The organism is Aquisphaera insulae, assembly GCF_011064615.1.
Classification (GTDB): domain Bacteria; phylum Planctomycetota; class Planctomycetia; order Isosphaerales; family Isosphaeraceae; genus Aquisphaera; species Aquisphaera insulae.
This window is the reverse complement of sequence record NZ_JAALJH010000025.1, coordinates 35,816-59,915: the sequence shown is the minus strand read 5'-3', so window position 1 is coordinate 59,915 and position 24,100 is coordinate 35,816. Positions and strand designations below refer to the sequence as shown.

Genomic DNA, 24,100 nt, shown 5'->3' with positions numbered 1-24,100 from the left:
GCGGCACGCTCCTGAAATCCGGTGAGCATTCGTCGATCCGGCCGCGAGATTGGATCGGGACCGGCGGGCCTCGTCGGTCGAGACTCGATGGAGGGGATTGGCGGGAGGTAAGCGGGATGGATTACACTGGATGAGGCAGCCAGGGAGGCCGGCCGGCCTCAGGGTTCTTGGGGCTTGCCAAGCCGGCGGTTCCCGCGACCCTGATCACGAGGGCCGGAATGCGTGGAGAGTCAACACGATGGGCGTGGTCTTCTGGCCCCTGGTCTTCCTGGTCTGCGGGCTCCTGCTGATCCTGCTCGAATTCCTGATCCCCTCCGGCGGGGTGATCGGGATCTGTTCGCTCGCGTGCCTGGCGCTCTGCCTCTGGTATGCATTCTCCTCGTCGCTCGGCCTGGGGGCGGCCTTCATCCTGGTGGACCTGGTGGCCATCCCCGTGACGGTCTCGCTGGCATTCTCGCTCTGGTCGCGGACCCCGCTGGGCCGCCGGTTCTTCCTCAGGCCCCCCACGCGTGAGGAGATCGAGGACACCACCGCGGAAGCGAGGCTGGACGGCCTGATCGACCGCCAGGGCCGGGTGCTGACCCCGCTGCGGCCCTGCGGGCACGTCGAGGTGGACGGCCGGCGGCTGGACGCGCTCGCGGAAGAGGGGTTCTTGCCCGCAGGGACGTCCGTCCGGATCGTCCGCGTCCGCTCCGGCCAGGTGGTCGTCCGCGGGGTGGTTGAACCCGAGGCCATCGCGTGGAAAGAATGGCGGCGGCCGGGCGATGAAGGCGCCGGGCCGGAAGTCCGAGATGTCTCCGGGCCGATCCCGACGTCCCCCACGACCGCCGATGCGGTCTCCATCCTCGAGGAGTCTCCATGAGCGCCCCGCTCTTCGCGCAAGTGAACGCGCCGTCCGCGGCTTCGACCTACTTCTACCTGCTGGTCATCCTCATCGGCGTCATCGCGCTGATGTTCTGCATCTTCCTGGCCAAGTACTTCAACCTCTGGATCCAGGCCAAGATGACGCAGGCGAACGTGAGCATCTGGGACCTGGTGGGCATGACCTTCCGCAAGGTGAATCCGAATATCATCGTCCGCTCCAAGATCATGGCCCATCAATCCGGGCTGTCGGAGAAGGACGGCGTCACCACCCGGGCCCTGGAGGCCCACTTCCTGGCCGGCGGCAACGTGCCGAACGTGGTTCGTGCCCTGATCGCGGCCAACCGCGCCGACATCCCGCTCTCGTACAAGCGGGCCACCGCCATCGACCTGGCGGGCCGCAACGTGCTGGAGGCCGTCCAGACGAGCGTCAACCCGAAGGTCATCCCGTGCCCGGACCCGAGCCAGGGGCGGCAGACGATCGACGGCGTGGCCAAGAACGGCATCCAGCTCAAGGTGAAGGCGAAGGTCACGGTCCGGACCAACCTCGACCGGCTCGTCGGCGGGGCGACGGACGAGACCATCATCGCCCGCGTCGGCGAGGGCATCGTCAACGCGATCGGCTCCGCGGACACCCACGACCAGGTGCTCGAGAGGCCGGACTCGATCTCCAAGCGAGTGCTCGAGAAGGGCCTGGACGCCGGCACCGCCTACGAGATCCTCTCGATCGACATCGCCGACATCGACGTCGGCGACAACATCGGCGCCAACCTCCAGGCCCTGAGGGCCGAGGCCGACACCCGGGTGGCTCGGGCCAAGGCCGAGGAGCGGCGGGCCTTCGGCGCTGCCAAGGAGCAGGAGATGCTCGCCCACGTCCAGGAGAACCGCGCCAAGGTCCTCTCCGCGGAGGCCGAGGTCCCGATGGCCATCGCCGAGGCCTTCCGGAAGGGGAACCTGGGCATCGCCGAGTACTACCAGCTCCGGAACGTCCAGGCCGACACCGAGATGAGGAGCTCGATCGCCGGCACCGGCAATGCCGTCCGCCGCGAGGTGGCCCCGTTGCCCCAGTGAGCCGGCCGACAGGTTTGAGGAGAGCTCAGTGATGCGACTCGAAAACCTGATCCCGTACATCGTCCCGCTCACGTTCGTGGCGATCTGGGCGCTGACGAGCCTGCTCAACCGCGACCCCCAGCCCCTGCCCCCCCGCCCGGGGCGACCGGCGGGGCCTCGGATGGGCCCGGGGCCGGGCCTCGGCTCCGGGCCGGGGGGGATGGCCGCGCCGCCGGGCCGCCCCGCCGTCGGCCCCGCGCCGGCCCGGCCGGCGAGCGGACCGGGACGGCTCGTCGAGCCGTCGTCCGGATGGCGGACCATCGACCCGGATCTCCGAGGACAGACGCCCCGGCGCCTCCCCACGAGGCCGACCCCGGGCTCGCCGGATGATGCCATCGTCTACCTCGAGAACGACCCCACCGGGCGGAAGCCCGCCTCGCGGCCCCTCACCCCCGGGCCCGCCGGCTCGCCGTCGATCACCCCCGCGCGGTCGCCTCGACCCGGCCAGGGCCGCCGCGGCGCTCGGCCCAGGTCGACGGGCGGCGACTCGGGACGCCCGCGCGAGCCGGAGACCCATCGCGCCCTCTCCGATCAGCTCCAGGAGTCGCTCTCCCGGAAGAAGAATCGCCCCCTCGAGATCGCCCCCCTCACGCCCCTCTCGCAGCCCCTCACGGAGCCGTCGGGCGCGGCCGCGACCTCGCCCTCGCCCCTCCCCGCGTCGGGAGTCGGCCGCCCTGCCCAGCCGATCCTCAGCGGCGAGCAGATCCGCGCCATGCTGGCGTCGCCCATGCGCCTCCGCGAGGTCACCGTCCTCGCCGAAATCCTCCAGCCTCCCGTTTCGCTCCGCCCCCGACGGCCGCCCCTCTGATCCGCACGACCGGCCGCTCCACCGCGGCGACGGCGGCATCACAACCGCCGCCCGCCGTGGCATCTCGTTTGCTTATCGGAGTTTCATTGAAAATTCCGAAGAGCCCGCGAGGGCGGTGGTCACACTCAACCCGTGCAGGATCGGAAAGGACACTCAGATGCTCAGGTGGGCACTTGCTTTCTTCATTTTGGCGCTGATCGCGGGAGTCCTGGGCTTCGGCGGCTTCGCCGGAGACATGGCCTACATCGCGAAGATCTTCGTGCTGATCTTCGTGGTGCTCCTCGTCATCAGCCTGATCTTCGGCCGCGGCAACGTGCCCGCGGTATAGCGGGGATCGAGGGTTCCTCGATCCCCCAGGTCCAGGATTCGGCGCAACGCGGCCGGGTCATTCCTCGGAAGAGGGGTGATCCGGCCGCGTTCCGCGTTGGCAATGGTGATCGCAGGGCCTCATGCGGGGGTCCCGAAGACTTCGAGGCGATAGAGCGAGTAGTTCTTGAAGGCATTCATCTGCGTGCAGTAGATTCGCACGTACCTCCCGGTTCCGGACAGTCCGGAGAAGTCCACGAGCCCGCGCTGGGCGTTTCCCGTCACCGTCTTGATCGTGGTCCAGCTCGATCCGTCGGTGCTGAGCTGGATCTGGTAGTCCACCGCGAAGGCCGCTTCCCAGTCGAGCGTCACGCCGCTCACCTGATACGTGGCCCCGAGGTCCACGGCGATCCAGCCGACGGAATTGCCCTGCATCCACTGCCCGCTCGACCAGCGCGTCCCGGCGTCGCCGTCGACGGCCCGGCCGGCGTCATAGCCCGCCCCCTCGATCGTTGACGAGGTGGCCTTTTTCCCGAGCGCCAGGTCCGTGGGCGTGGACCCAGGCCCGAGGAGGGTGAACTCGGAAAGCTGGATGATCGGGTCGCCGTTGCTCCGGATGTCATCGAGGCGGTACATCGCATACGGCGTCGAGTTGGCGAACACGTAGATCCGCGTGTGATAATCCGCCGTGTCCGCCTGGTTCGTCCGGACGTCCAGGGTCGTCCAGGTGGTGCCGTCGTTGGAGCCCTTGAGGGTCCAGCTCGTCGGCGCCCGGCCCGGATACAGCGACGTATCGTTGGCGCTCGTGATCTTGTACTCGTTGATCACATAGGACGTGCCCCCGGGGAACTGGTACTGGATCCAGCTCGTCGGGGAGAAATCCAGCCACTTGGTGTAGACCTCGTCGTCGAAGGCCCTGGCCATCCCCTCGGCCGTGCCGTTCTGCCCGCGGGCGGTGATCGTCCCGCCGGTCCCGGCCGATCGTTCGACGAGCCCCGAGATCACCGGCAGTTGGGCGCTGGCGTACATGTGGGGGATGTACAGGGTGGCGGAGGTGGAGTCCGTGTAGTGGACGGTCACCGCGAACTCTCGGCCCGTCTCGTCCTGGTAGGGCTGGATGAAGAGATCGCCCGTCGAGGAGCCCGCATCGCGGACGAAGGCGGCCTTGTCGGAATACGTGGGACCGTTGTATTCCCACCTCCCCGCCCCGTAGCCCGTCACGTCGATCCAGTCGATCGTCTTCCACGTCGGCAGCCCGGAGAGCGCGATGTGGATGTCCTGGAACCCGTCCGGACCGTTGGCACTTCGTCCCGTCCCCTCGTAATCGTGGCCGTCCTGCCCGAGCGACGTCGCGGTCGGCGGCGACGCCAGCGCGTTGATGGCCCCGGCAATCTTCGACGGGCTCACGTTCCCCCCGGTGCTCGACCAGGCGCCGACGGACTGCGTGTGGAGCTGCACGTTCGCCTTGATCAGGTCCACCCGCTGCGACGCGGACAACGTCGGCGTCATCGCCGCCACCACCCCCGCGATGCCCGAGACGTAGCCGGTCGAATACGACGTGGCCCCGCTGGTCGTCGGCGCCCCGAGGTCGACGTGGATCGGCCCCCAGTTCGAGATCGAGCTCAGGTTCCCGGACGAATCCACGGCCGCGGTCACGAGCACGTTCCCCAGGGCGGCCCCGAGGCCATTGAACGCGGGGTCATCCGCGTCGGCCGGGAACATCACGTAAGGCGCGGCGTCGATGTTCCAGCTCTCGTTCCCCGAGGCCGTGACGACCACGGCCCCGCGCGCCTGGGCATACTGGATGGCCTGCGAGAGGGTCGAGCCGTTGTGGGGGTCCGAGGGGTCGGTGAGCACGAAGTCCGCGTTATAGGTCCGAAGGCTCAGGTTGATCACCGCCGCGCCATGGTCCGCGGCCCAGTAGACGCCCCGGACCAGCGCGCTCGAGTCGATGTTCAGCCCGCTCGATGTGTCGCGGACGGGCATGATCTTCACGTCCGCGCCGGCCATCCCCGGCTGGGCCTTCAGGTCGATGATCCCCTGCACGATCGAGTCGGCCACCGTGGCGCCATGGCCGTGCTGCAGGCTCGTATCCTGGACGAGGCTGTGATTGCTGGCCGCGGGCTGCCGGTTGTAGGCGTCGTAGGCATTCGTGAAGTCGTAATAGGGCGCATCGGTCGTGCTGGAGAGGTCGACTCCGGAGTCGATCAGGGCGATCAGCGTGGTGGGGACCGCTCGGAGTTCGAGCGAATCCCAGTCAAGGCGGGCGCGGCGGCGGGCTCGGGGTCTCACGGAAAGGCCTCATTGGTGCATTCGATAACGCGCTCCTGCGGGCATCCACCGTGGAGATCCTGGTCGTCCGCCGGAAATATGGCACCCGGACGGACGGCGGACGTCGAAATTCGTCGAACGTCCTCGCGGATCGAGGCTCGTCAAGCGGATCATGACGACGAGGCGAAGAATCGGGCGCGTGGGACGGCCCGTGGAATCGGGGATTCCGGAACAGGTCCCGGGCCGCCGTCGAGGTCACGCCCTCAGCGGGGTCGAATTCGATAGGCGGTGGCCGCGAGGAGTGTCAGGAAGAGGGCGAGCGAACCGGGCTCCGGGACGGGCACCATCTCGATCCGGGCGCTGATCGGGGTCAGGCTGCCGGTGGCGGACAGGGCGAGGAATTCCTTGGTGTCGTTCACGCTGATCGTGTTGATCCATCCGTCGGTCCGGAATGGGGGAGCGGGGTGGGCGAAGTAGTAGTTCGGGTCCGTCATCTGGCCCCCTTGATCGAAGAGGGCCTGGAGGTGCGGCGTCCCGTTCGCGTCGATGGTGCCGTAGATCCAACCATGAAGTTCCACGTGCGATTCATTGATGGTCGGGGCCACGCCGTCCACCGCCGTGGTCTGATAGACGATCGTGAAGGGGGATCGCACGTTGCTCGCCCCGTCTCCGGGCGCGACGCGCACGACCTCGAACTGGCCCAGCGAGAATGGGCTGGAGGCCGAGTAGGAGCCCCCCTCGATCCCGCGGAAGACCACCGGGGCGGGTGCGAACCTGTCGTTCTGGGCATAGGTGACGGGGTCGATCGTCCCGGTCGTGCTGTAGGTCACGTCCAGCTTCAACGGGCTGCCGGAGGCGTTCCCGCAGGCGCCGAGGATCGCCACGGAAGCAACCCAGATTGCCGCCACTCCCCTGCGCGTCCCGTTCCTCATCCTTCACCCCGGCATCCATGCCCGATAGGCAACAAACGGCAACTTCGTTGTTAAGCTGGATCGGTCGCTCCAGGTCATACCCCGTCCCGCTCGATCGGTAAAGTTCAAGCCGCAATCTCTTGATGTCGGAATCCGTGGCCGTCACACGTCAGGTGGCCTGTTCGCCCGCGTCGTGGAGCGGGCCCGGCGCCCGCTCTTCCTCCGGGCAGCCGGCGTCGAGGTAGGCCTGGAGGAGGATCCGGGCCGCGAGCTTGTCCCGGAGGGCCTTACGCTTCTGACGTTTCAGGCCCGAGTCGAGCATCACCCGATCCGCCTCCACCGAGGTATAGCGTTCGTCGGCGAAGCGGACCGGGAGGGACGTGGCGGACGCCAGCCAGGCGCCCCAGCGGCGAGCATGGCCGGCGAGCTCGCCTTCGCGGCCCGTGGTGTGGACGGGGAGGCCGACGACCAGCAGGTCGACGTCGTGCTCCCGGACCAACTGGCGGTAATGACGGGAGTCGCGAGCCTCGTCGCCGCGCTCGTAGACCTCCAACGGCGAGGCGATCGATCGGCCGGGGTCGCTGATCGCCGCGCCGACCCGGCGAAGTCCGAAGTCCAGCCCGAGGATTCGCCCCATCGCCCCTCCCCTCTCCGCGTCAGAGATATCGCTCGTGGCCGTCCTTCGTCAGCCCCTCGACCAGGCCCTTGAGCTGGTCGAGCTGGCTCCTCCGCGCCACCAGCGTGGCCCCGCCGGACTGGACGACGACGATGTCATCCAGGCCGATCGTGGCCACGAGGCCGCCGTCGTCGGAGATCACGATCGAGTTTCGGGTGTCCTGGGTGATGACGTCCCCCTGGGTGGCGTTCCCCTGGGCGTCCGCGTCCAGGAGCGTCGCCAGGGATCGCCAGTCGCCGACGTCGTTCCAGTCGTAGCGGACCTCCAGGACGCGGACGTTCGCCGCCTTCTCCATCACGGCCTTGTCGATCGGCGCCCTCGGCAGGTTCGGATACTCGCGGGCGATTACGGCGGCCTCGTCGGGCGTCCCGAGCGATTCGGCCACCCGGGCGAGGGCCTCCGCCAGGTCGGGCCGGTGCCGTCCCAGCTCGTCCAGGATGGTTCGCGCTCGCCAGAGGAAGAGGCCGGAATTCCAGGCGAATCGGCCGGCCGCCAGGAATTGTTCGGCCGTCTGGCGGTCCGGCTTCTCACGGAACTGCACGACCCGATTCACGGGGATCCCGTCGATCGACTCGAGGAGCTCTCCCCGCTCGATGTAGCCGTAGCCGGTCTCCGGTCGAGTCGGCCGGACCCCGAAGGTGACCAGGGCCGACGGATCGGCATCGACGACCGAGAGCCCGGCGTGAAGCGTCTCCAGGAAGACGGACTCGGGCGCGATCACGTGATCGGCCGGCATGACGATCATCGTCCCGTTCGGGTCCCGCTTGCGGACGATCCAGGCCGCCAGGCCCACGCACGCGGCCGTGTCGCGCGGGCAGGGCTCCGCCACGACGTTCGCCGCGGGGACCTCGGGGAGCTGCGCCCGCGTGGCCTCGGCCTGATCCGCGCCCGTCACCACGATGATCCGCTCCGCGGCGACCTCCGGCAGGATCCGCGCGACGGTCTGCTGGAGCATCGTCGCCTCGCCGTGGAGCCGCAGGAGCTGCTTGGGGCGGTCGCGGCGACTCTTGGGCCAGAACCGGGTGCCGCTGCCACCGGCCATGATGATCGCGTACAGCACGGGAGTCCCTCCCCTGATGTCAGGAACCTGGGTCACTTGAGGTAGGTCGGTCCGTCAACCACGAAGCCGGGCTCGAGCCGGGAGCGAAGCTCCTGGGCGTCCAGGGCATACAGGGGGCTGATCTCGACGTCGAACGGGACCGAGCCGTCGGCCCTGCGCGGGACCGTCGCGCCGGCCTGCTCCAGCCACGCGCCGAAGAGGTCGCTCATCCGCCGGTGGACGGTCTCCGGCGAGTCCGGCCCGACGGCGTTCTTGAGCGGCTCGAACTCGGTCGGCCGGTCGGTCTCCACGATCGCCCATCGCTTCGCCAATGGCAGGGCGTCGAAGATGAACTGCTCGAACTTGACGGCGTTGGGCCCGTCCGGCTTCACCGTCGCGCCCGAAGCGTCGACGAACGGCACCTTCTTGACCGCCCGGTGGAAGGGGAGCTTCGCGTCGCCGACCAGCCGCTCGATGAACGTCCGCTCCAGGACGTGGATGGCGATGCTGCCGGCCCAGAGCTCGAGGCTCCCCTCCGGCACCCGCCGGTTGGCGAGCACGGGCGGGAGGTCGGAATACTCGATCACCTGGGGCACCCCGTCGACCATCACCACCACGCCGACCTTCTCATCGGGCGTCAGCCGCTCGATCACCTTGAACGACATCTCCGCGTCGGCTTGCCGGTGCATCCCCAGGTAGGCCGGATCGGCGATCTGGACCAGCGGGTTGTCGACCTGGAAGTAGAAGAGGGTGCGGACGCCCCGCTCCCGCAGCTCCTCCAGGCAGCTCGGCGAGCCGTCCGGTCCCGCCGCGGCCAGGGCCGCGAGGGTGCCGCCGTGGCCGTCGGGGCTGAGGGCGACGTGATCGGGCGCGGCCAGGAGGACCTTGCCGGTGACCCGATCGACGGCGGGCATCTGCCCCTGGACGAAGAATCGCACGCGATCGAGCCCGAAGTTCCCGTGGCTCTCGAAGAACGACCGGGTCGCCTCGTCGTTGTCCGGGCTGGTCATCACGTAGAGGGGCACGGGACGGCCGTGGCGGCGCCCGAGCGCGACGATCTTCTCGGCATGGATCTGGAAGAGGCTGGCCCGCGAGACAGGCCCGATGGGATAGGTCCCCTTGGGTCCGTCGAAGCCGAGCCGGGTCCCCGAGCCGCCGGCGACGAGGATCACCCCCACCTCGCCCGCGGCCAGGGCGTCCGCGCCGAGCTCGGCCGCCCGTCGCCGCGCGATCCGCTCGCCGTCGGTCTGGGGGAGCCGGACCACGTCGATCGGCTGGACCCGCTCCGGGTCCACCGCCAGGGAGCCGGCCGCGTCCGCCTCCTCGCCCACGAGCTCCGCGACGAGTCGATCAAGCTGGTCGAGATCGATGGCGGACAGCTCGGAGGCCAGTTGGGCGCGACCGGTCGCATCCAGCCGGTCCCACCAGGCCAGGAGGTGCTCCTGGCCGTGCCTCTTCAGTCGATCCGCAAGTTCGGGGTCGGGTCGCATCTCGTGGTGTCTCTCCTCGGTTGGCCGGCTCGCCCCCGTGGCCTTGGCTAGATCTCGTCAGCCGGCGTCAAGCCGCATTCTATCGCGTGATCCGGCCTCCGCGAAGGGCCGCGCCTTCCCTCGGGGCGTCAGAATGGGATCCGCAGCCCATCGTGGGCCAGGCGGACCCCCTCGGGCAACAACGCGTCGGTGGCCTCGTGGTCGAGGCCGTGAGAGATGTGCGTGAACCAGGTCCGCCGCGGGCGAAGTCTGCGGACCGCGGCCAGCGCCTCCTCGACCGAGAAGTGCGTCGGATGCGGCTCGAACCGGAGCGCGTCCAGGACCAGCGTATCGAGGCCCTCGAGGAGCCCCCAGCTCGACTCCGGGATCCGGTTGACGTCCGTGCAATACGCCAGGTTTCCCACCCGAAAGCCCAGCACGGAGAACCGGCCATGGTCCAGCCGGATGGGGAGGATCTCCTGCCCCAGGGCGTGAAACGGCTCCCCGGGCCGGACCCGCACGAACTCGATCTTGGGGACGAATCCCGCCGGCCAGTCCCGCGACTCGTCCCGGAAGGCGTACGAGAAGACCCGGCGGATACAGTCCTCGGTCTCCTGCTCGCAGAAGACCGGCACCGGCCCCCCCGTCCATTTGGGGAAGAGCCGGGCGTCGTCCAGCCCGAAGAGGTGATCCGCGTGATGATGCGTGAAGGCGATGGCGTGGATGCGGCTGATTTTCTCCCTGAGGAGCTGGATCCGCATCTCGGGCGAGGTATCCACCAGCAGCCGCCCCGCCGGGAACTCCAGGACCACGCTCGGGCGCGTCCGCTGATTGCGGGGATCCGGCGAGGTGCAGACCTCGCAGTCGCAGCCGAGGACCGGCACCCCCGTGGACGTTCCCGTGCCGAGGAAGATGAGCTGCCGCCCCGCGGGGCTCTCTGAGACGGATGCATCCTGGATCAATCGAGCCGTGCTCCCACTGTTCACCATGAGGGCGAGTCCCCCTCCGGAGGATCTCCGCGAGCATTCTACGAAATCGCAGCCTGGCTGTCGTCTTCCCTGCTCGACGCGCCGGGGCTCGAGCGCCAGCGGGTTCGGGCCGCCGCCCCGGCCGGGGGCCTCGCCACCGGGCCGGAATCAAATCGCTCGCGCCGGGTCCTCGAGCCGAGCACGGTCGACTCCGGGCACGCCGTCCCATGCCGTGGACCTTTCGAAGGTCCGACCTCGAGGGGAGGATGAATGGGCTCGGCTGGCCGGGGCGGAACGGCCCGGCCATCGACCGCTCGCCGCAACATGGCGGGTTCGAACACGTCGTCTCGACCCCCGCCTCGTTATCCCCCGCGAATTGGGTCCGTTCGTCGCTCGGCGCTTCCCGGAGGATCGCCGCATGGCCTTTACCAGAAACCGTTTGGGGCGACGAGGACGGCGTGCTCGCCGGTGCGATTTCCGCATCCCCGGGAGCGACGGACGACGGCTCCGGCCGGGGCTCCCGCGATCGTTCGACGTAGCCGGTGGTTGAGGATGGAGCGTCCTTCCTTCCCTTGCGGAGACGGCAAAGCTCGTCGAGGACCTCCATCAGCTCCCGGCTCATGGCCGCGACCTCTCGCCGCGAGCCCTCGAGGTCGGCCTCCGCGAGGAACGCCGCGCATTCGTCCTGACCGGCATCCGCCTGTTCGCCTTCCAGGGCCTCGATCCGCCCGAGCTCGTCGTCGATGACCCGCAGCAGGAACGTCCAGGCCGCATCGGCTGATCTCGGCGGCGGCCCCAGCTCGCGCCAGGAGAGCGACTCGATGAGGAACGCCTCGGTTCCCCGGGCATGCTCGCGAGCGGCGGCGAAATACGCCTCGCAGCCGGCCATGCCTTTGGGATCGAGCGCATTGCAGGCCCGGAAGACGGCGTTGATCAGCGGGTCGATCGTCGTGTCCCAGGAATCGCCGCCGAGGAATCGCACGAACTGATGCCGTTCGGGGAGGCCGATCTCGCCCCCCAGCCGGATCCAGTCGCGGAGCGTCCGCCAGTGGCCCCGGAGCGTCAGCCGGCCCGCCTCGGACTTCTCCAGCTCGGCGATGATCGCCGTGGCCTGCTCGCTCGGAGCGTCGACCCAGCCGGTCCACGCCAGGAGCTTCTTCGTGAGGACTTCGACCCGGTCGCGATTGGGTTCGTTCGTCGCGAGCGACCGCTTCCGCGGCCCCTTCGGTTTCGACGCAACCTTTGCCAGGAAGGCCGACTCCGCCTTCTCGACCTGCTCGATCTTCCAGGAGAGCTCGGCGGCTTTTGCCAGCAATTCACGTTCGTGGTCGCTGGCGCCGAGGCCGGCGTCCTTGAGGTAGTCCGCCGTCTTCCGCTCCTTGCCCCGGGGATCCTGGCCCCGGGCCCTCGGCAGCGCCACGACCTTCCGACTCCTCGCCGAAACCCGCGCCCTGTTCTTCATCGCCGGCCGCCTTCGCCTCGGGTGCACTGGGTAGAGCGCGCAGCATCGCGCGCTCGCCTATTCAGTACAGTCCTGAAAAGACGCCGGCCAGTTTCACCAAAATCGGAGATCATTCCGGAAATATCGAGACTTCTCGCTCAACCCGACAGGAGGAGAGGACGCTCATCCCCTCCCGTTGCAACTCGACCATCCCTGTCGGGTTCGGCGAGAAGTCTCGAGATATCCCGGAACTTGAACCCCAGGGGCGGAGCTTGTCTCGAGTCGTGATGGCGGAGCGTGAGATAGGCTCCCGGTCCTTGAGGACGGACGGCAGATTCCTGAATCAACCCGATCGCTCGACAGGGAAGAGGACGTGCGACGACCTCCTACCGTACCTCCGTTGTCATCTTCGTGCCTCGGTGTCTCGGTTGTTTCTCTCCCTCCGGCAGGCGGCCAGGTAGCCCACCAGTCGCTCGCGGGGTGATTAGAGTGCCCCCGTCGAGCTGCGCTCAAGCGGGGGCAGTCCCAGCTTGCGAATGATCTGCATGGAGAGGAACAGGTGATTCGGGTCATCAAGGAGGGGGACGAACCCGAATTGAAGGTAGAACTGGCGAGCCGAATCGTCGATCGCATCGACCTCCACGGCCCGGATGCCCACGTGCTCGGCGAGGTACTGGGCACGCCGCAGGGCGTCGATCAACAGGTGAGAGCCGAGTCCCTGGCCCTGGGTGGTGCGATCCACGGCCAGTCGTCCAAGCAGCAAGACGGGCACATCCAGCCTGGGCAGCCCCCTCGCCTCCGCGGCTGGGAGGTCTTCGTGCCTGACACGGTGGTTCGAGATGGCGTAATAGCCCAGCACGACTCCTGAGGCCGGCTTCGTGGCGACGAAGGTACGAGCCAGGTCTCGCTTCTCGAACTGGCCCGCCCTCTGCTTCAGCCAGTCGTTGAGGAAGGGATTCCCGCAGTCGAAGCCCGTGCGGTCATGGCCGGGTCCGAGCCGGACGATGGACCAGACATCGCCGCAAGACTCAGCCAAGGTTCCTCTTGTACCTCCTGGCTGCCCTCACGAGCGCGGCGTTCGGCCGGGCCGTCGAGTCATCGAGGATGGCGATGAAACGCTCTCGGTCCCGGGCGCTCAGGGTGGTCGCAGTCCGCTGCTCGATGACCGACCGGGCCTGCTGGACGAGGGTGCTGACGGCGAAGTCGCTGACCGATTGCCCGACGGAAGCGGCGGCTTCCTCGATGACCTGCTTGAGGTCGGCAGGGAGCCGGACGTTGAGCCGGGCGTTCCTGGCTCCGGTGGACATGGATCACCCTGGATTCGAGCGATTGTACGGCGAACGGCCACACGATGATTCTAACGGCTTGTGTGGCAGATCGCCACATCGGGGAGCCTCCAATTTCTGGCGACCGCCCGATCGACCGCCCCCTGAACCGGTGGGGCGGGGTTGTCCGTTGAGGGGCGAACCGGAGTGATCGGCAACGCATTTGCTCCCGCTCGCACCCGAGAACGGCAAGCGATGCGTGATCACTCATCGCTTCCTGATCACCCAGCCACTCCGTGTTAAATGCGTGGGCTCTCGTCGCTCGTCGCTCCATTCGCCGGGCCGAAAGCACGAAGCACGATCGACTCCGCTGTGAATGGCTACCTGGCGTCGACCATTGATCATTCAAGGCTTCACGTCGGGCCGGGCCTTCTCGATTCGCCCGCGCTCCTGGTCCCTGCGACGCCGCTCTACCTCGTTCAGGATCCTCGAACGGATCATGTGCTCGCGAACTCGATGGGCGTAAGACTGATTCCTCCCTGTTGGAATGGAAAGGTCGATCCACCAGACATCAAAATGGAATCCTCGGTATCCATCCCAGCCACTGGTCCAGGTCAGGCTGGCCCCCGGGGGAAGCTCCCCCGACTTGGCTATCTCCTGGAAGATCTCGTAGCCTTCATCCGAGATCGGCGGCCGCGACGTACGAATCCACCCGCGGATCGAGGCGATGACCTCCTCGTCCGTGAGAAGTGGTTCGTCCTTACCTCTCGGGGCAGAAGCGTTAAACCGCTCCACGGCGTCTCGAAGTCGGCGCGGCGTCTGCGTCGGCGGTGCCTCGGTCGGGCGATTCCCTTCCTCCGATGGTTCCTCCTGAGCTTTCACCGGAAGCCGCTCCACCTCCCTGGCGGTTTTCTGCTGAGCCACCACGGCCGAGCCGATTGCCAGAACGACCAGGGGAGTCACGAGCGTCCTGAGCAGGGTTTGTCTCATGTATCGCAACACTCCTTCCCGAAGGGTCATCACGGTTACCGGTACAGTCTCGACGGGCATACCACCTCTTGAGTAACCCACGGCCGCCCGAGTCGTGGAATCCATGAGTACGAACGGAGCCGCGCGTCCTGTCTCCCCCACGAGCAAACTCACGAGCCCGGAAACCGGCCCGAGACCACGGCGAATCAATCGACCGCGAAGCCTCTCGCGTCCCCGCGTCAGTCGGCTCTTGACCGTTCCGACGGGGCAGCCTAGGTGTCGTGAGGCCTGCTCATAGGTCCGGCCTTCAAGGTCGCAGAGGATCAGCGGCTCCCGATAATGCGCCGGAAGCCGGTCGATCTCATCATGGAGTATCTCATGAAGGTCCTGGGTCGAATCCACGGGAGTGACGGGGGTTGAATCCAGGCGAGCCCTGCTACGCTCGTGAACCCGCCGTCGGGTGCGTGCCGATCGGCTGCAGCAGGCGGCGCGGTACGCAACGGCATGGAGCCAGGGTCCCAGAGAGTCGCGCACCCACAATGAGCGGGCCTTGTGGACCAGAACGAGGAAGGTTGCCTGGAAGGCATCCTGGGCGTCATCTTCGTCCCGGAGAATGGATCGACATACGCGAATCACGATCGGACCGTGCCGCTCGACAAGGGCAGCGAAAGCTAGTTGTGCCACTTCCCCGCCTTCGGCCGCGAACCGCTCCAACAACTGCCCATCCGTCAACTCCCCGATCGCTCCCACGCTGAACAGGGTGTGTAATGACCTCCGGTCGAGTCCGCGCTGACGGATCGCCATGATATCGAGCCCTCGCAGGGGGGCCTGGCCTTCTCCACTCGTAAACGTAATCCCGAGGATGGATTGTTCCAACTTTCTTCAGGACAAGTCGGAATACGGAGTGCCCCGCCGCTGGAAGGTGGAGGACCCCGAGGTCGCGGACTACATCATCGGCGTCTGCAAGCGCTGGAAGGAGCGATCCGGGTGCGACGGCATGCGGCTCGACTCGGCCCACCTCCAGCCGGCCTCGTTCTGAAAGCGGCTCGTGGCCGAGCTCAAGGCTGCACCGCCGCAGAAGGGACTTCGTCATCCTGCCGGAGCTGACCGTCTTCCTCGCCCAGATCGGGGCCTTCGTCCTCGACTGACTGCGGCTTCGACGGTGCCTACGACTTCAGTGCCCTGCGCATCCGCGAGGGCTTCGGCCGCGACGAGGACGTGGCGCAGCTTTCCTTCACCACCCGCGAGACCCGGCCCAGGCCGAGGGAGGATCGCGAGACGATAGTTCACTCAAGGCAGGCCGGTCCAGCCGCGAGGCTCATCGGGCCGGGAACGAATGGCGCTAGGCGAGTCGTCGCGTAGGCCACTGGCGTGGCGATCGAGCGGGTTGCTCCTGGCCCAGCCAGGCCGGCGGCCGGAGGCGGCCGAGAGCCTCCGAGCCGCCCGATGGTTCGATCGCGAGGGCTCGAGGATGGTCCATGGCTGTCTCAACGGCCACGGCTCACCCGGTCGTCGGACCGAGCCGGCACACACGGGGTTGGCTCGTGTTCGGGGCCAGGTCGCGGGGGTCGGATTTCAGGATCCGCCGGACGACCCGACCCCCGCAGGAGGCGTCCTCCGTCGGCGACCCCGGCATCTGGCGTTTCAGTTGCTCTTTGGTTCGTTCATCCCTCGGCAGGCGGCCAGGTAGCCCCACCAGTAGCTCGTCGGGCCGAGGTTCTGGGCGATCGTGAATTCGTTCATCATCGGCCAGAGGAAGAAGTCGACGTAGCCCTCGGCCGGGGGCCAGGTCTTGCTCTTGGGGATCATCGTGGAGCCGACGTAGTAGGTGTGGACCCAGTCGTTCGCCCGGGCGAAGCTCGGGAGCGACTCGGCGTCATAGGCGCCGTACATGGTCAGGCCGGCCGGGGCCTCCTGGCCGCTGAACCGGCTGTCGAAATGGAGCGGGGCCCTCGGCGCGCGGCGGCCGACGCCCGTGGTCATGGTCTGGTTGTCCGGATTCGCCCCCAGCGGGAAATTGGTGGCCCGAACGGCCGCGGCCAGGTACTTGCGGTCGCCGGAGAGGAAATGGGCCCGCGGGAGGACCCGAGAGATCATCCCGGGGGTCGTGAAGGCTCCGACGGGGCCGATCAGGGGGAGGCCGGGGATCTCCGTGGTCAGGCCGAAGACGTTGCCGTCGCCGTAGGCGATCGCCGCATCGGCCTGCCTCAGGAGCTTATGCTTGATCCGGGCCTTGAGCGCGGGATCGCCCACGCCGTTCGGCAGCCTCGCATAGGTGAAGGCGCCGTTCTGCTGCTCGATGAGCCAGCCGTCGCGATCCACCCTGGTCGTCGCGCGGAAGGCCGACTCATAGAGCTCCTGGCCGGTCAGCCAGAGGAGCTCGGCCGCCGCGGTGTTCTTCGCGTCGTCCTCGGCCGAACGCTCGCCCTCGATCCGGCTGCGGTGCGACTCGGCCCAGGCCCAGGCCCGCGCGGCGGCCTCGGCGTAGGTGGCGGAGAGCCGGGTCTCGAAGGGCTTGAGCAGCCGGGCGGCCTTGGCGGCGACGGCGGCGAACGTGAACGAGCTGTTGGCATCGGGCGCATAGGTCATCAAGACCAGGCTCTCGAGGAAGCTCGCCTCGCCGGCCCGGGGATGGGATGAGGCCTCGATGCCGCCGCTCACGCCGCCGTCGGGGTCCTGAAGCCGCCGGAAGCAGTCGAGGTTCCAGAGCGCCTCGTTGATCACGTCCGGGATCCGGTCGGTCGCCTCGGCGGGCGGGAGGGCGAGCCCGAGGTTCCGGAAGTACTCGGGGAAGAGGTCGAGCAGCTCCAGGTGGAGATACGACGCCCAGAGGTGGCCGCTCGCCCGGTCGAAGTCGCCGGCGTCGTGATAGCCGCCCCAGGCTTCCGGCCGGAGCTCCTCGGTCCGCCCTTTCAGGAGACCGGCGAACCAGTCGCCGCCGCCGCGGTAGGCCTCCTCATAGCTGGTCCGGCTGCGGAAGACCTTCCAGCCGTCGGCCGGGTGCATGTCCCGCGGCCGGACGAAGGTCGTGAACGGCGGCCCGAGCGCGATCCCGCTCCGCTGGGCGAGGAAGCCGTGCATCGACTTCTTGAACGCGCCTTCCCAGACGTCGGGGGCGATCGGGAACGGCTCGCTCGTGCCGATCCCCGGGACCCGGACGCGATACGTCCCCGGCGCGGCGAAGCGGGAGAAGTCGAGCGCCCACACGGCGGTCCCGCTGTGATTCCGCACGCCGGGCATCGATTCCTTGCCGTCGGCGGCGAGCGTCCGCTCCGCCTTGCCGGTGAAGGCGACCCGGCCCGATCCATCGATCAGCTCGAAGTCCGAGACTCCGCGGTGCGTGTAGGCCCCGCCGCTTCCCAGCCAGATCGAGAGGAAGGCCCGCTTGAACGGGTCGTCAGGGCGATAGCCCGCCTGCTGGGCGTGGATCGCCTCGCTGGTCGCGGTGCGGGTGTCGTGGACGTATCGGACGGCCGGCTCACTCGCATTCAGTCCCGGGAACTCGATGGTGTACGTCCTCCCCTCGACGAGCGGCGCGGGCAGGACAAGATAGATCGTGTGCCGGAGGATCTGGCCTCCCGACGGGAAGACGCGGTCGAGCGGCTTCGTCTTGCGATGGACGGCCCGCGGGATCTTGCCGGCGGCATAGGCCGGGTCGTCGGGGGAGACGATTCGGTAGGACTCGGGATCGCCGGCCGTGAGCTTCTGGAGGTCCGCCCCGGTGCGTTCCTCGAACGGCCAGAGGGATCGCGGGGCGTCCGGTCCGCGACCGCCGACGAGGTATCCGATCTCACGCTCCTGGCCGTCCACGATCCTGCGGAGCGTGCGCTTCTCCGGCGCGTCGAGGACGACCCGGCCGTCGACCCAGGCCGCCACCTTCCCCTCGCCGACGATCCGATCGCCGGGTTGCTCGACGTAGGGGACATAGCCGTTGCGCCGCGAGGTGCCCTCGATGAGGGTCACGCCCAGGATCTCCGCCGCGACGGCTCCGACGTGGACGACCCTCGGCCCGTCGGCCGCGTGGCGAATGGCCCGGCGGGCCTCCTGCTTCGCGAGCCGGGCGGCCGCGTCGGCCTCCTGCCGCTTCCTCCGAGCGGCCGCCTGCTCGGATCTGGCACCGGCCGACGGCGGGGCCAGCTCGAGCCGACGCAGGGTGACGTCGATCGGATCGGCGCCCCAGTCTCCCTGGACCTGGAGCTGGCCGACCCTGGCGAGGTCGAAAATCCCCTCACGCTCCTGGGGCGAATCGAGCGTGGCCCCATCGACCGGCTCGACCCGAAGCTCGCGGCCGGGCTGCCGGCCCTCGAGGCGGTAGGTCCACGCCGCGTTCGTGTCCCCCGAGGCGAGCCGGACGCGAATCGTCCTCGCCCGACTGGCCGGATGGATCGTGAGCACCAGGACGGGGCAGCGATCGGTGCTCGCGGAGAGATCCCGGGTCGACGGGAAGTTGATTCCGAATCCCCCCTTGTTGGTCGGGGCCGACAGCCGAAGCAGGCCCTCCTCGACACGGATCGATTTCTCGAAGTCGGTGAACGCGAAAAGGGGAGGCCGATCGAAGTTCGCCAGGACGAGGCCGTCGGCGTGACCCCCGGCAGCAACCTGTGCGTCCGCGGCGATCCCCGCCAGCAAGCCCCACGCCGAAACGCCGATCGCCGCCAGCATCCGTCTCATCGCTCGCTCCCGGCCCTTGGGGGGGCACCACGTCCGCTCGGGTCTTTCCGTTTCATCCTAATCGGGATTTCGTGGTATCGGCACGGGGTCTGCGTCTGACTCGATCGGGTAAGATGGCCGGACACCGCCATCTGGATCCTCGAATCGGGAAATGCGATGACCCTCGCCTGGATGACGCTGATGCTTGCCGCCGCGACGATCGACGCCAGCCCGGACGAGCCCCGGCCCTGGTCCGAGGAGATCGTCTACGGGATCATCGTCGAGAAGTTCCTGGACGGCGACCCGTCGAACGACTTCATGAAGGAGCGTTACGGCAAGGACCGGACGAGGTTCGAGGGGGGATTCTGGGGAGGCGACCTCCGGGGGATTCGGGCCAAGCTCGACGACATCGCCGACCTGGGCGTCACCGCCATCCTCATCTATCCCGTGATGCAGAACGACGAGGCACCCGTCGACAGGTACCTGCCCACGGGATACCGGCCGAGGGATTACGAGGCCGTGGACCGCAATTTCGGCGACGTCGCGGCCCTTCGCGACCTGGTGGACGCGGCCCACGCCCGACGCCTGAAGGTGATCCTGGACATGCCGATCACGCTCCCCGGGTTCGAGCATCCGTTCCTCAAGGATCCGGCGAAGCAGGACTGGTTCGGCCCGAAGTCGGAGTACGGAGTGCCCCGCTGGAAGGTAGAAAAGCCCGAAGTCGGAGACTACATCATCGGCGTCTGCAAGCGCTGGAAGGAGCGATCCGGGTGCGACGGCATGCGGCTCGACTCGGCCCACCTCCAGCCCGCCTCGTTCTGGAAGCGGTTCGTGGCCGAGCTCAAGGCCGCACCGCCGCAGAAGGACTTCGTCATCCTGCCGGAGCTGACCGTCGTCCCCGCCCAGATCGGGGCCTTCGTCCGCGACTGCGGCTTCGACGGGGCCTACGACTTCAGCGCCCTGCGCATCCGCGAGGTTTTCGGCCGCGACGAGGACGTGGCGCAGCTTTCCTTTGCCAACCGCGAGGCCCATCAGTATTACCCCCAGCCGCGGGCGATGATGGCGCCGATCGACAACTACGAGAAGTCCTTCTCGGAGTACGCGAAGGAGCCGAAGGCCGCGCGGACGAAGCTGGCCCTGACCTATGCCCTGACGCTCGATCGCGTGCCGCTGCTCTACGCGGGCAACGAGCTGGGCATTGCCTTCGACGAGGTCGGCGGGGCCTTCCCGCCGAACCGTCGCGACTCCGCGTTCCTCAAGAACGTGAAGGGGCTCATCGCCCTGCGTCGCCGCGAGCCGGCCCTGATCCGCGGCGATTTCGAGGAGCTGGTCGCGCGCGACGGCGTGTTCGCGTTCCTCCGATCGGCGGGGGACGACCGGGTCCTGGTCTTCCTCAATGGATCCGACCGACCTCGCGACCTCTCCCGGCCGATTGCCGGCCGGCCGTGGAAGGACCTGGTCCTTGAAGACCTCCAGGCCGGCAGCATCGCCAAGCCGGCCGGCCTGGAAACTCCCGTTCGCGCCGAGGCGTATGGCGCGCGGATCATGAAGGTGCGGTGGTCACGATGAGGAACCGGTAGGAAGACCGACTTGCCGCTTGCGACGGGACGTGGACTTTCCGGCCGCCCATCCCTCTCATCTCGCCACGATGGCTCCGCCGGGGTCGTCGACACCGGCACCCCAGGAGTATTCCGTCGCCCTGGCCGCATCGATCCGACGGCTCGAGGCCAGGAAGGCCGCCGCGGCGAGGATGGCGAGGCTGATCGACGAGAGGGCCCGGGTGAGGATGCAGCCGACATAGAGGCCGTACGAAGCCAGGTCCATGATCGGCAGCCACCGCGGCGGTGCCTGCTGGGCGTCGACGTGGGTGGCCTCGAAGAAGAGCCACATCAGGAATGCCGTGACCGCGATCCGGATCGTCTGGCCGCGGAGCGGCGAGAACGACGTGCTACCCGGCTCGGCCGCGACCAGGGCGGCCAGCTCGGCCAGGGTGACGACGCGAACGAGGGCAAGGCACCTGATCCAGAGGATCCAGACCGGATCCTGGAGCCGGCCGTGGTCCGCCTGGTCCCACCCGAAGAAATGGGCGTGATCCACGCACCAGAACGCCCCATTCACCAGCGCGACGATCAGCAGGGTCCAGGCTCGCGTCGTCCACTCCTTGCCCGGTCGGCAGCCGAGGATCAGGATCGAGGCGAGCACGTTCGCGGCCATCAGAGGCCCGCCGAGGTAGTGATCCCATCCCGGATCATTCACGAGCCCGCGGAAGGCCTGGTTTCGGCTATTGAACGAGAGGAAGACCAGGAGTAAATAAGCTCCGGCCAGGCCGGCCGACAGGCTGACGAGGAAGAACGCAAGCCGCTCCCGGTCGGGCTTCGGCCCGCGGTCGTCGGTCGAACCCCATCCGGCCGGCTCGGTTTCCACTTCGGACCTCCTCTTGCGGATCGATGGCACGAGCCGATCCCGGTATGGACCGCCGGTGGCGAGTCCCCAGCCCCGTCAGTTGTGTCTGGGTGATTCTCTCGCCCGCCGCGGCGAGGCGTCAAGCGCGTGCCATGCGAAGGAACGGTTGTGGTTATCAGAAATCTGCGAGAGATGACGAAACCACGGGGTATGGGACAGGCTGGGCAAGTGGCTCTTCGGCCTCCGGCATGCGACTTGCCAGGCTCGTATCCCGTGCCCTGCGGTCCGGTCGACCCGACCGAGAACGCGATGGATCTTGGACGCTCGCCACCTGTACCGGCTCCTGCCGGATGGAGATTCCGATGAAGCGAATGCTGCCCGCAGCCATGGTCGCGATGGCTTTCGTTGGCACCCTGGCCCTGGCCCAGGATGGCCCGCTCAATCGCGTCGGCCGGGCCCTCGACAACGCCGGCAAGAACATTCGAGGACGGGTCGAGTCGGAGGTGGCCAGGGGACAGGCCTACGCCGAGGAGCGGGACCTGCTCTACCGGGTCTCGCGGCGGATCGAATGGGACAAGCGCATGGCCGGGTCGACGATCCGGTTCGAGGTCCGGGCCGACGGCACCGTCGTCCTCCGCGGGTCGGTCCTCACCGACGACGCGAAGAAGCAGGCCGCGGACCTGGTGGCGAACACCGTGGGGGTCGCCAGCGTGGTGGACGAGCTCGCCGTGGTCAAGGGAGTGAAGGTTATCGAGTCGAAGCCGGCCGACGTCCCTGCCCAGGAGGAGATCAAGGTCGTGGTCCCCAAGTCGAAGACCACCGTCGTGACGCCTCCTGTCGAGGTCAAGGTCGAGGAGAAGCCTTGACCGTCGCGCATCGCCCGGGGCCGCCGGTTCACCGGTCGGCCCGACGCGCCGGCGAGAGGCGGATGAGGAGCCCGCCCGCCGGCGCAAGTCGTGCTTCGATCGTCGATGCGGCCGTGACGTCCTCACGGTCGCTCGACATTCCCCCCTTCCGCTCGATGGCGTCGCGGTAAGTCTCTGCTCGATAGTCGCCGGGATCGAGGAATCCGAGCGGTATCTTCACGTCGCGGCCCTCGCTTCCTCCCATCGCTCCGACCCACCATTCGTCGCCGTGGCGTCGCGCCACGATCGCGAGCTGTCCGACCTTTGCGGCGAGGCATTTCGTATCGTCCCAAGTCGTCGGAATTGAGGCCAGGATCGGCAGTCCGGGATGGTCGCGATAGGAGGAAGGGTAGTCCGCGACCATGGGGAGATGGTTCTCGAAGACGACGTAAGTGGCCAGCATCCGGCAGGGAGTGCCGATCACGAGCGGCGCGACGTTCTGAGCCCGGAACTTCTCCGCGGGGACGCCCCGCAGCGAGCCCTGATGGAAGTCGAGCGGCCCGGCCAGCATCCGGGTGAATGGGACGATCAGCTCGTGCTCGGGAGAGATCCCCTGGCGATCCCACTTGTCATACTCGAGGTTCATCACGGCCTCGTGCGTGAGCAGGTTGGGATAGGTCCGCTCGAGCCCTGTGGGGGCGGAAACCCCGTGGAGCGTGATGGTCAGCCGATTCTCCGCCGCCTTCTCGATCGCCCGGCGGAGGAAGCGGACCATCTCCTGGTCGTCGCGGTCCATGAAGTCGAGCATGATCCCCTCAACGCCCCATTCTCGGTAGAGGGGGAACGCCCGATCCATGTGGGCCATTGCCGCCTGCCAGTGCATCCAGAGGCGGATCTTCACCCCCTTCGAGCTCGCGTATCGGAGCACCTCGCGGAGGTCCAGCCCGTCGATGCCCCGCGTGATGTCGGCCCCCTCGTAGGGGACGATGGTGCCGCCGTACCAGGCGATGTTGTCCATCCCGTCGAGCGAGTGATAGGGGATTCCCGACGCCGCGCAGAAGTCGATGTAGTACTTCGCGGTCGCGGTGTTCAATCCCGGCTTGAATGGGACGTTCTCCTCGTAGAAGCCGTTCCACCACGGGAACGTCGTCTTCCCGGGGTGGATCCATGAGGTATCGGCGAGTGCACAGGGGGCGTTCAGGTTGAGGACCAGGTTGGATTCGACGAGCCGCTCGAGCGACTCGCCAAGCAGGAAGACCCGCCAGGGGGACTCGTGCGGGAGTCTCGATCGAACGGCGATCCCGGGCTCGCCGGGGCGCGGGGCCAACCGGCAACCGAACACGGCCTCCTTCCCCGCGCCCGGCTCGCGAGCCAGGTACAACCCCGCGAAGTCCGTGAGATTCGCCTCGAGCACGGCGAGCCAGCCGGTGCCCGGGATCTCGTTCAGCATGGGGAGCCCGATCCGCCAGTCTCCGACCGTCTCGATCTCCGCGGCGGGCCTCCTCAGGTAGCGATTCTCGTGGGTGGAGGTGTATCCCTTGAGCGGTAGCGCGACGGCCTGCGCCCCGGAGGGCAGATGGACGGTCGTGCGTTCGTCGACGATCTCCAGCCCATCCCAACCGTCCTGCCGGGGGAATCGATACCGGACCGCGGCGCCGTCATCGTAAGCCCGCAGGACGATCTCCCAGCGACGCGCCGGGACGGTCTCCTCGCGGAGCGAGACCACCACCTCCTTGCAACGATTCTCGACCCGGCTCCGCTTGCCCGGGCGATGGATGTAGGCCTCGTCGATCCGCCGCGATTCGACCTTCTCGACGGCCGTCCTCTCTCCCAGGCTGGCGCCCCCCGCCAGCGCCATGCCGAGGCGCGACGGCAGGACAACCTGGCGGCCCCGAAAGGTCACGGCATAGCTCGGAGTGCCCCCCGTGCCGCTCTCCTTGGGGGAAAAGACGATCCGGACGTCTCCATTCGGAGAGGTCGCCGCGATGACGCCTTCGGGGGCGCTGCCTCGGGCCACGCCGGCCGCAACGATCAGGCTCAGGCTGAAAACCAATCGGTGCACGATACGGTCCATGTTGGCGGCCTCCTGGGTTCGCGATGGCTGAGAA

The 24,100-nt window shown here is 68.0% G+C and carries 20 protein-coding genes and 1 pseudogene; 8 read left to right on the top strand and 13 right to left on the bottom strand.

The features are described 5' to 3' along the window. Positions 1-238 precede the first annotated feature (238 nt). The 4 genes from G6O54_RS15540 (at position 239) to G6O54_RS15525 (ending at position 3,107) form a co-directional block, all read left to right on the top strand. Positions 239-862 (top strand): NfeD family protein, encoded by a 624-nt coding sequence (locus G6O54_RS15540; RefSeq protein WP_165226564.1) that lies wholly within the window; start codon positions 239-241, stop codon positions 860-862. Next, complete coding sequence (gene floA, locus G6O54_RS15535) at positions 859-1,932, top strand: flotillin-like protein FloA (protein ID WP_165226563.1); 1,074 nt, start codon at positions 859-861, stop codon at positions 1,930-1,932. The genes G6O54_RS15540 and floA overlap by 4 nt, the downstream gene beginning before the upstream one ends. A 31-nt stretch (positions 1,933-1,963) precedes the next feature. After that, complete coding sequence (locus G6O54_RS15530) at positions 1,964-2,779, top strand: hypothetical protein (RefSeq protein WP_165226562.1); 816 nt, start codon at positions 1,964-1,966, stop codon at positions 2,777-2,779. 157 nt (positions 2,780-2,936) lie between these two features. Beyond that, complete coding sequence (locus G6O54_RS15525; RefSeq protein WP_165226561.1) at positions 2,937-3,107, top strand: DUF1328 domain-containing protein; 171 nt, start codon at positions 2,937-2,939, stop codon at positions 3,105-3,107. 119 nt (positions 3,108-3,226) lie between these two features. Here the strand turns inward: G6O54_RS15525 and G6O54_RS15520 are convergent, their stop codons facing one another. The 6 genes from G6O54_RS15520 to G6O54_RS15495 all read right to left on the bottom strand — a co-directional run bounded on the left by G6O54_RS15520 (position 3,227) and on the right by G6O54_RS15495 (position 10,413). Further along, on the bottom strand, positions 3,227-5,377 hold the full coding sequence (locus G6O54_RS15520; protein ID WP_165226560.1) for a discoidin domain-containing protein: 2,151 nt from the start codon (positions 5,375-5,377) through the stop codon (positions 3,227-3,229). Between the two features lie 242 nt (positions 5,378-5,619). Continuing rightward, positions 5,620-6,288: a PEP-CTERM sorting domain-containing protein gene (locus tag G6O54_RS15515; protein WP_165226559.1), complete on the bottom strand. Its 669-nt coding sequence runs from the start codon at positions 6,286-6,288 to the stop codon at positions 5,620-5,622. Positions 6,289-6,436: 148 nt separating this feature from the next. Continuing rightward, positions 6,437-6,904: a Holliday junction resolvase RuvX gene (ruvX, locus tag G6O54_RS15510; RefSeq protein ID WP_165226558.1), complete on the bottom strand. Its 468-nt coding sequence runs from the start codon at positions 6,902-6,904 to the stop codon at positions 6,437-6,439. A 19-nt stretch (positions 6,905-6,923) separates the two neighbouring features. After that, on the bottom strand, positions 6,924-8,003 hold the full coding sequence (locus tag G6O54_RS15505; protein WP_165226557.1) for a mannose-1-phosphate guanylyltransferase: 1,080 nt from the start codon (positions 8,001-8,003) through the stop codon (positions 6,924-6,926). 32 nt (positions 8,004-8,035) lie between these two features. Continuing rightward, positions 8,036-9,472 carry a UTP--glucose-1-phosphate uridylyltransferase gene (locus tag G6O54_RS15500; RefSeq protein WP_165226556.1) on the bottom strand — a complete coding sequence of 479 codons (1,437 nt, stop codon included), beginning with the start codon at positions 9,470-9,472 and terminating at the stop codon, positions 8,036-8,038. Positions 9,473-9,600: 128 nt separating this feature from the next. After that, positions 9,601-10,413, bottom strand: a complete 813-nt coding sequence (locus tag G6O54_RS15495) for an MBL fold metallo-hydrolase (RefSeq protein ID WP_250846912.1) — start codon at positions 10,411-10,413, stop codon at positions 9,601-9,603. 749 nt (positions 10,414-11,162) lie between these two features. Between G6O54_RS15495 and G6O54_RS15490 the strand changes: the two genes are divergently transcribed. Further along, positions 11,163-11,408 carry a hypothetical protein gene (locus G6O54_RS15490; protein ID WP_165226554.1) on the top strand — a complete coding sequence of 82 codons (246 nt, stop codon included), beginning with the start codon at positions 11,163-11,165 and terminating at the stop codon, positions 11,406-11,408. Positions 11,409-12,344: 936 nt separating this feature from the next. Here the strand turns inward: G6O54_RS15490 and G6O54_RS15485 are convergent. The 4 genes and pseudogenes from G6O54_RS15485 to G6O54_RS38860 form a co-directional block, all read right to left on the bottom strand. Beyond that, positions 12,345-12,896: a GNAT family N-acetyltransferase gene (locus tag G6O54_RS15485; protein WP_165226553.1), complete on the bottom strand. Its 552-nt coding sequence runs from the start codon at positions 12,894-12,896 to the stop codon at positions 12,345-12,347. Further along, positions 12,889-13,167, bottom strand: coding sequence for a type II toxin-antitoxin system TacA family antitoxin (locus G6O54_RS15480; protein ID WP_165226552.1), 279 nt, complete (start codon positions 13,165-13,167; stop codon positions 12,889-12,891). The genes G6O54_RS15485 and G6O54_RS15480 overlap by 8 nt, the downstream gene beginning before the upstream one ends. Positions 13,168-13,530: 363 nt before the next feature. Further along, positions 13,531-14,175 (bottom strand): hypothetical protein, encoded by a 645-nt coding sequence (locus G6O54_RS37925; protein WP_250846911.1) that lies wholly within the window; start codon positions 14,173-14,175, stop codon positions 13,531-13,533. A 141-nt stretch (positions 14,176-14,316) separates the two neighbouring features. After that, positions 14,317-14,898, bottom strand: a pseudogene (locus G6O54_RS38860) (RNA polymerase sigma factor); the annotation flags it as partial. Positions 14,899-14,998: 100 nt separating this feature from the next. Here G6O54_RS38860 and G6O54_RS38375 point away from each other — a divergent pair. Next, entirely contained in the window at positions 14,999-15,133 is a 135-nt protein-coding gene (locus tag G6O54_RS38375; protein ID WP_256368987.1) for a hypothetical protein, read from the top strand. 605 nt (positions 15,134-15,738) lie between these two features. Here G6O54_RS38375 and G6O54_RS15470 read toward each other — a convergent pair. Then, complete coding sequence (locus G6O54_RS15470) at positions 15,739-18,765, bottom strand: glycoside hydrolase family 9 protein (RefSeq protein ID WP_165226550.1); 3,027 nt, start codon at positions 18,763-18,765, stop codon at positions 15,739-15,741. A 156-nt stretch (positions 18,766-18,921) separates the two neighbouring features. Here G6O54_RS15470 and G6O54_RS15465 point away from each other — a divergent pair, with 156 nt between their 5' ends. Next, positions 18,922-20,313, top strand: coding sequence for an alpha-amylase family glycosyl hydrolase (locus tag G6O54_RS15465; protein WP_165226549.1), 1,392 nt, complete (start codon positions 18,922-18,924; stop codon positions 20,311-20,313). Positions 20,314-20,379: 66 nt separating this feature from the next. Here G6O54_RS15465 and G6O54_RS15460 read toward each other — a convergent pair whose 3' ends face one another. Further along, complete coding sequence (locus G6O54_RS15460) at positions 20,380-21,168, bottom strand: hypothetical protein (RefSeq protein WP_165226548.1); 789 nt, start codon at positions 21,166-21,168, stop codon at positions 20,380-20,382. Between the two features lie 341 nt (positions 21,169-21,509). On the opposite strand from G6O54_RS15460, the gene G6O54_RS15455 reads away from it, so the two are divergent. Further along, positions 21,510-22,013 carry a BON domain-containing protein gene (locus G6O54_RS15455; RefSeq protein WP_165226547.1) on the top strand — a complete coding sequence of 168 codons (504 nt, stop codon included), beginning with the start codon at positions 21,510-21,512 and terminating at the stop codon, positions 22,011-22,013. Between the two features lie 28 nt (positions 22,014-22,041). On the opposite strand, the gene G6O54_RS15450 is transcribed toward G6O54_RS15455, so the two are convergent. After that, on the bottom strand, positions 22,042-24,066 hold the full coding sequence (locus G6O54_RS15450; protein ID WP_165226546.1) for a glycoside hydrolase family 97 protein: 2,025 nt from the start codon (positions 24,064-24,066) through the stop codon (positions 22,042-22,044). Positions 24,067-24,100 lie beyond the last annotated feature (34 nt).

Bases quoted from the DNA above. Each gene is read 5' to 3' on its own strand.
- G6O54_RS15480 (WP_165226552.1), bottom strand. From the start codon at position 13,167: ATGTCCACCGGAGCCAGGAACGCCCGGCTCAACGTCCGGCTCCCTGCC.
- G6O54_RS15530 (WP_165226562.1), top strand. From the start codon at position 1,964: ATGCGACTCGAAAACCTGATCCCGTACATCGTCCCGCTCACGTTCGTG.
- G6O54_RS15515 (WP_165226559.1), bottom strand. From the start codon at position 6,288: ATGAGGAACGGGACGCGCAGGGGAGTGGCGGCAATCTGGGTTGCTTCC.
- G6O54_RS15450 (WP_165226546.1), bottom strand. From the start codon at position 24,066: ATGGACCGTATCGTGCACCGATTGGTTTTCAGCCTGAGCCTGATCGTT.
- G6O54_RS15490 (WP_165226554.1), top strand. From the start codon at position 11,163: ATGACCCGCAGCAGGAACGTCCAGGCCGCATCGGCTGATCTCGGCGGC.
- G6O54_RS15455 (WP_165226547.1), top strand. From the start codon at position 21,510: ATGAAGCGAATGCTGCCCGCAGCCATGGTCGCGATGGCTTTCGTTGGC.
- G6O54_RS15525 (WP_165226561.1), top strand. From the start codon at position 2,937: ATGCTCAGGTGGGCACTTGCTTTCTTCATTTTGGCGCTGATCGCGGGA.
- G6O54_RS15465 (WP_165226549.1), top strand. From the start codon at position 18,922: ATGACCCTCGCCTGGATGACGCTGATGCTTGCCGCCGCGACGATCGAC.
- ruvX (WP_165226558.1), bottom strand. From the start codon at position 6,904: ATGGGGCGAATCCTCGGGCTGGACTTCGGACTTCGCCGGGTCGGCGCG.
- G6O54_RS15500 (WP_165226556.1), bottom strand. From the start codon at position 9,472: ATGCGACCCGACCCCGAACTTGCGGATCGACTGAAGAGGCACGGCCAG.
- floA (WP_165226563.1), top strand. From the start codon at position 859: ATGAGCGCCCCGCTCTTCGCGCAAGTGAACGCGCCGTCCGCGGCTTCG.
- G6O54_RS15470 (WP_165226550.1), bottom strand. From the start codon at position 18,765: ATGAGACGGATGCTGGCGGCGATCGGCGTTTCGGCGTGGGGCTTGCTG.
- G6O54_RS15540 (WP_165226564.1), top strand. From the start codon at position 239: ATGGGCGTGGTCTTCTGGCCCCTGGTCTTCCTGGTCTGCGGGCTCCTG.
- G6O54_RS37925 (WP_250846911.1), bottom strand. From the start codon at position 14,175: ATGCCCGTCGAGACTGTACCGGTAACCGTGATGACCCTTCGGGAAGGA.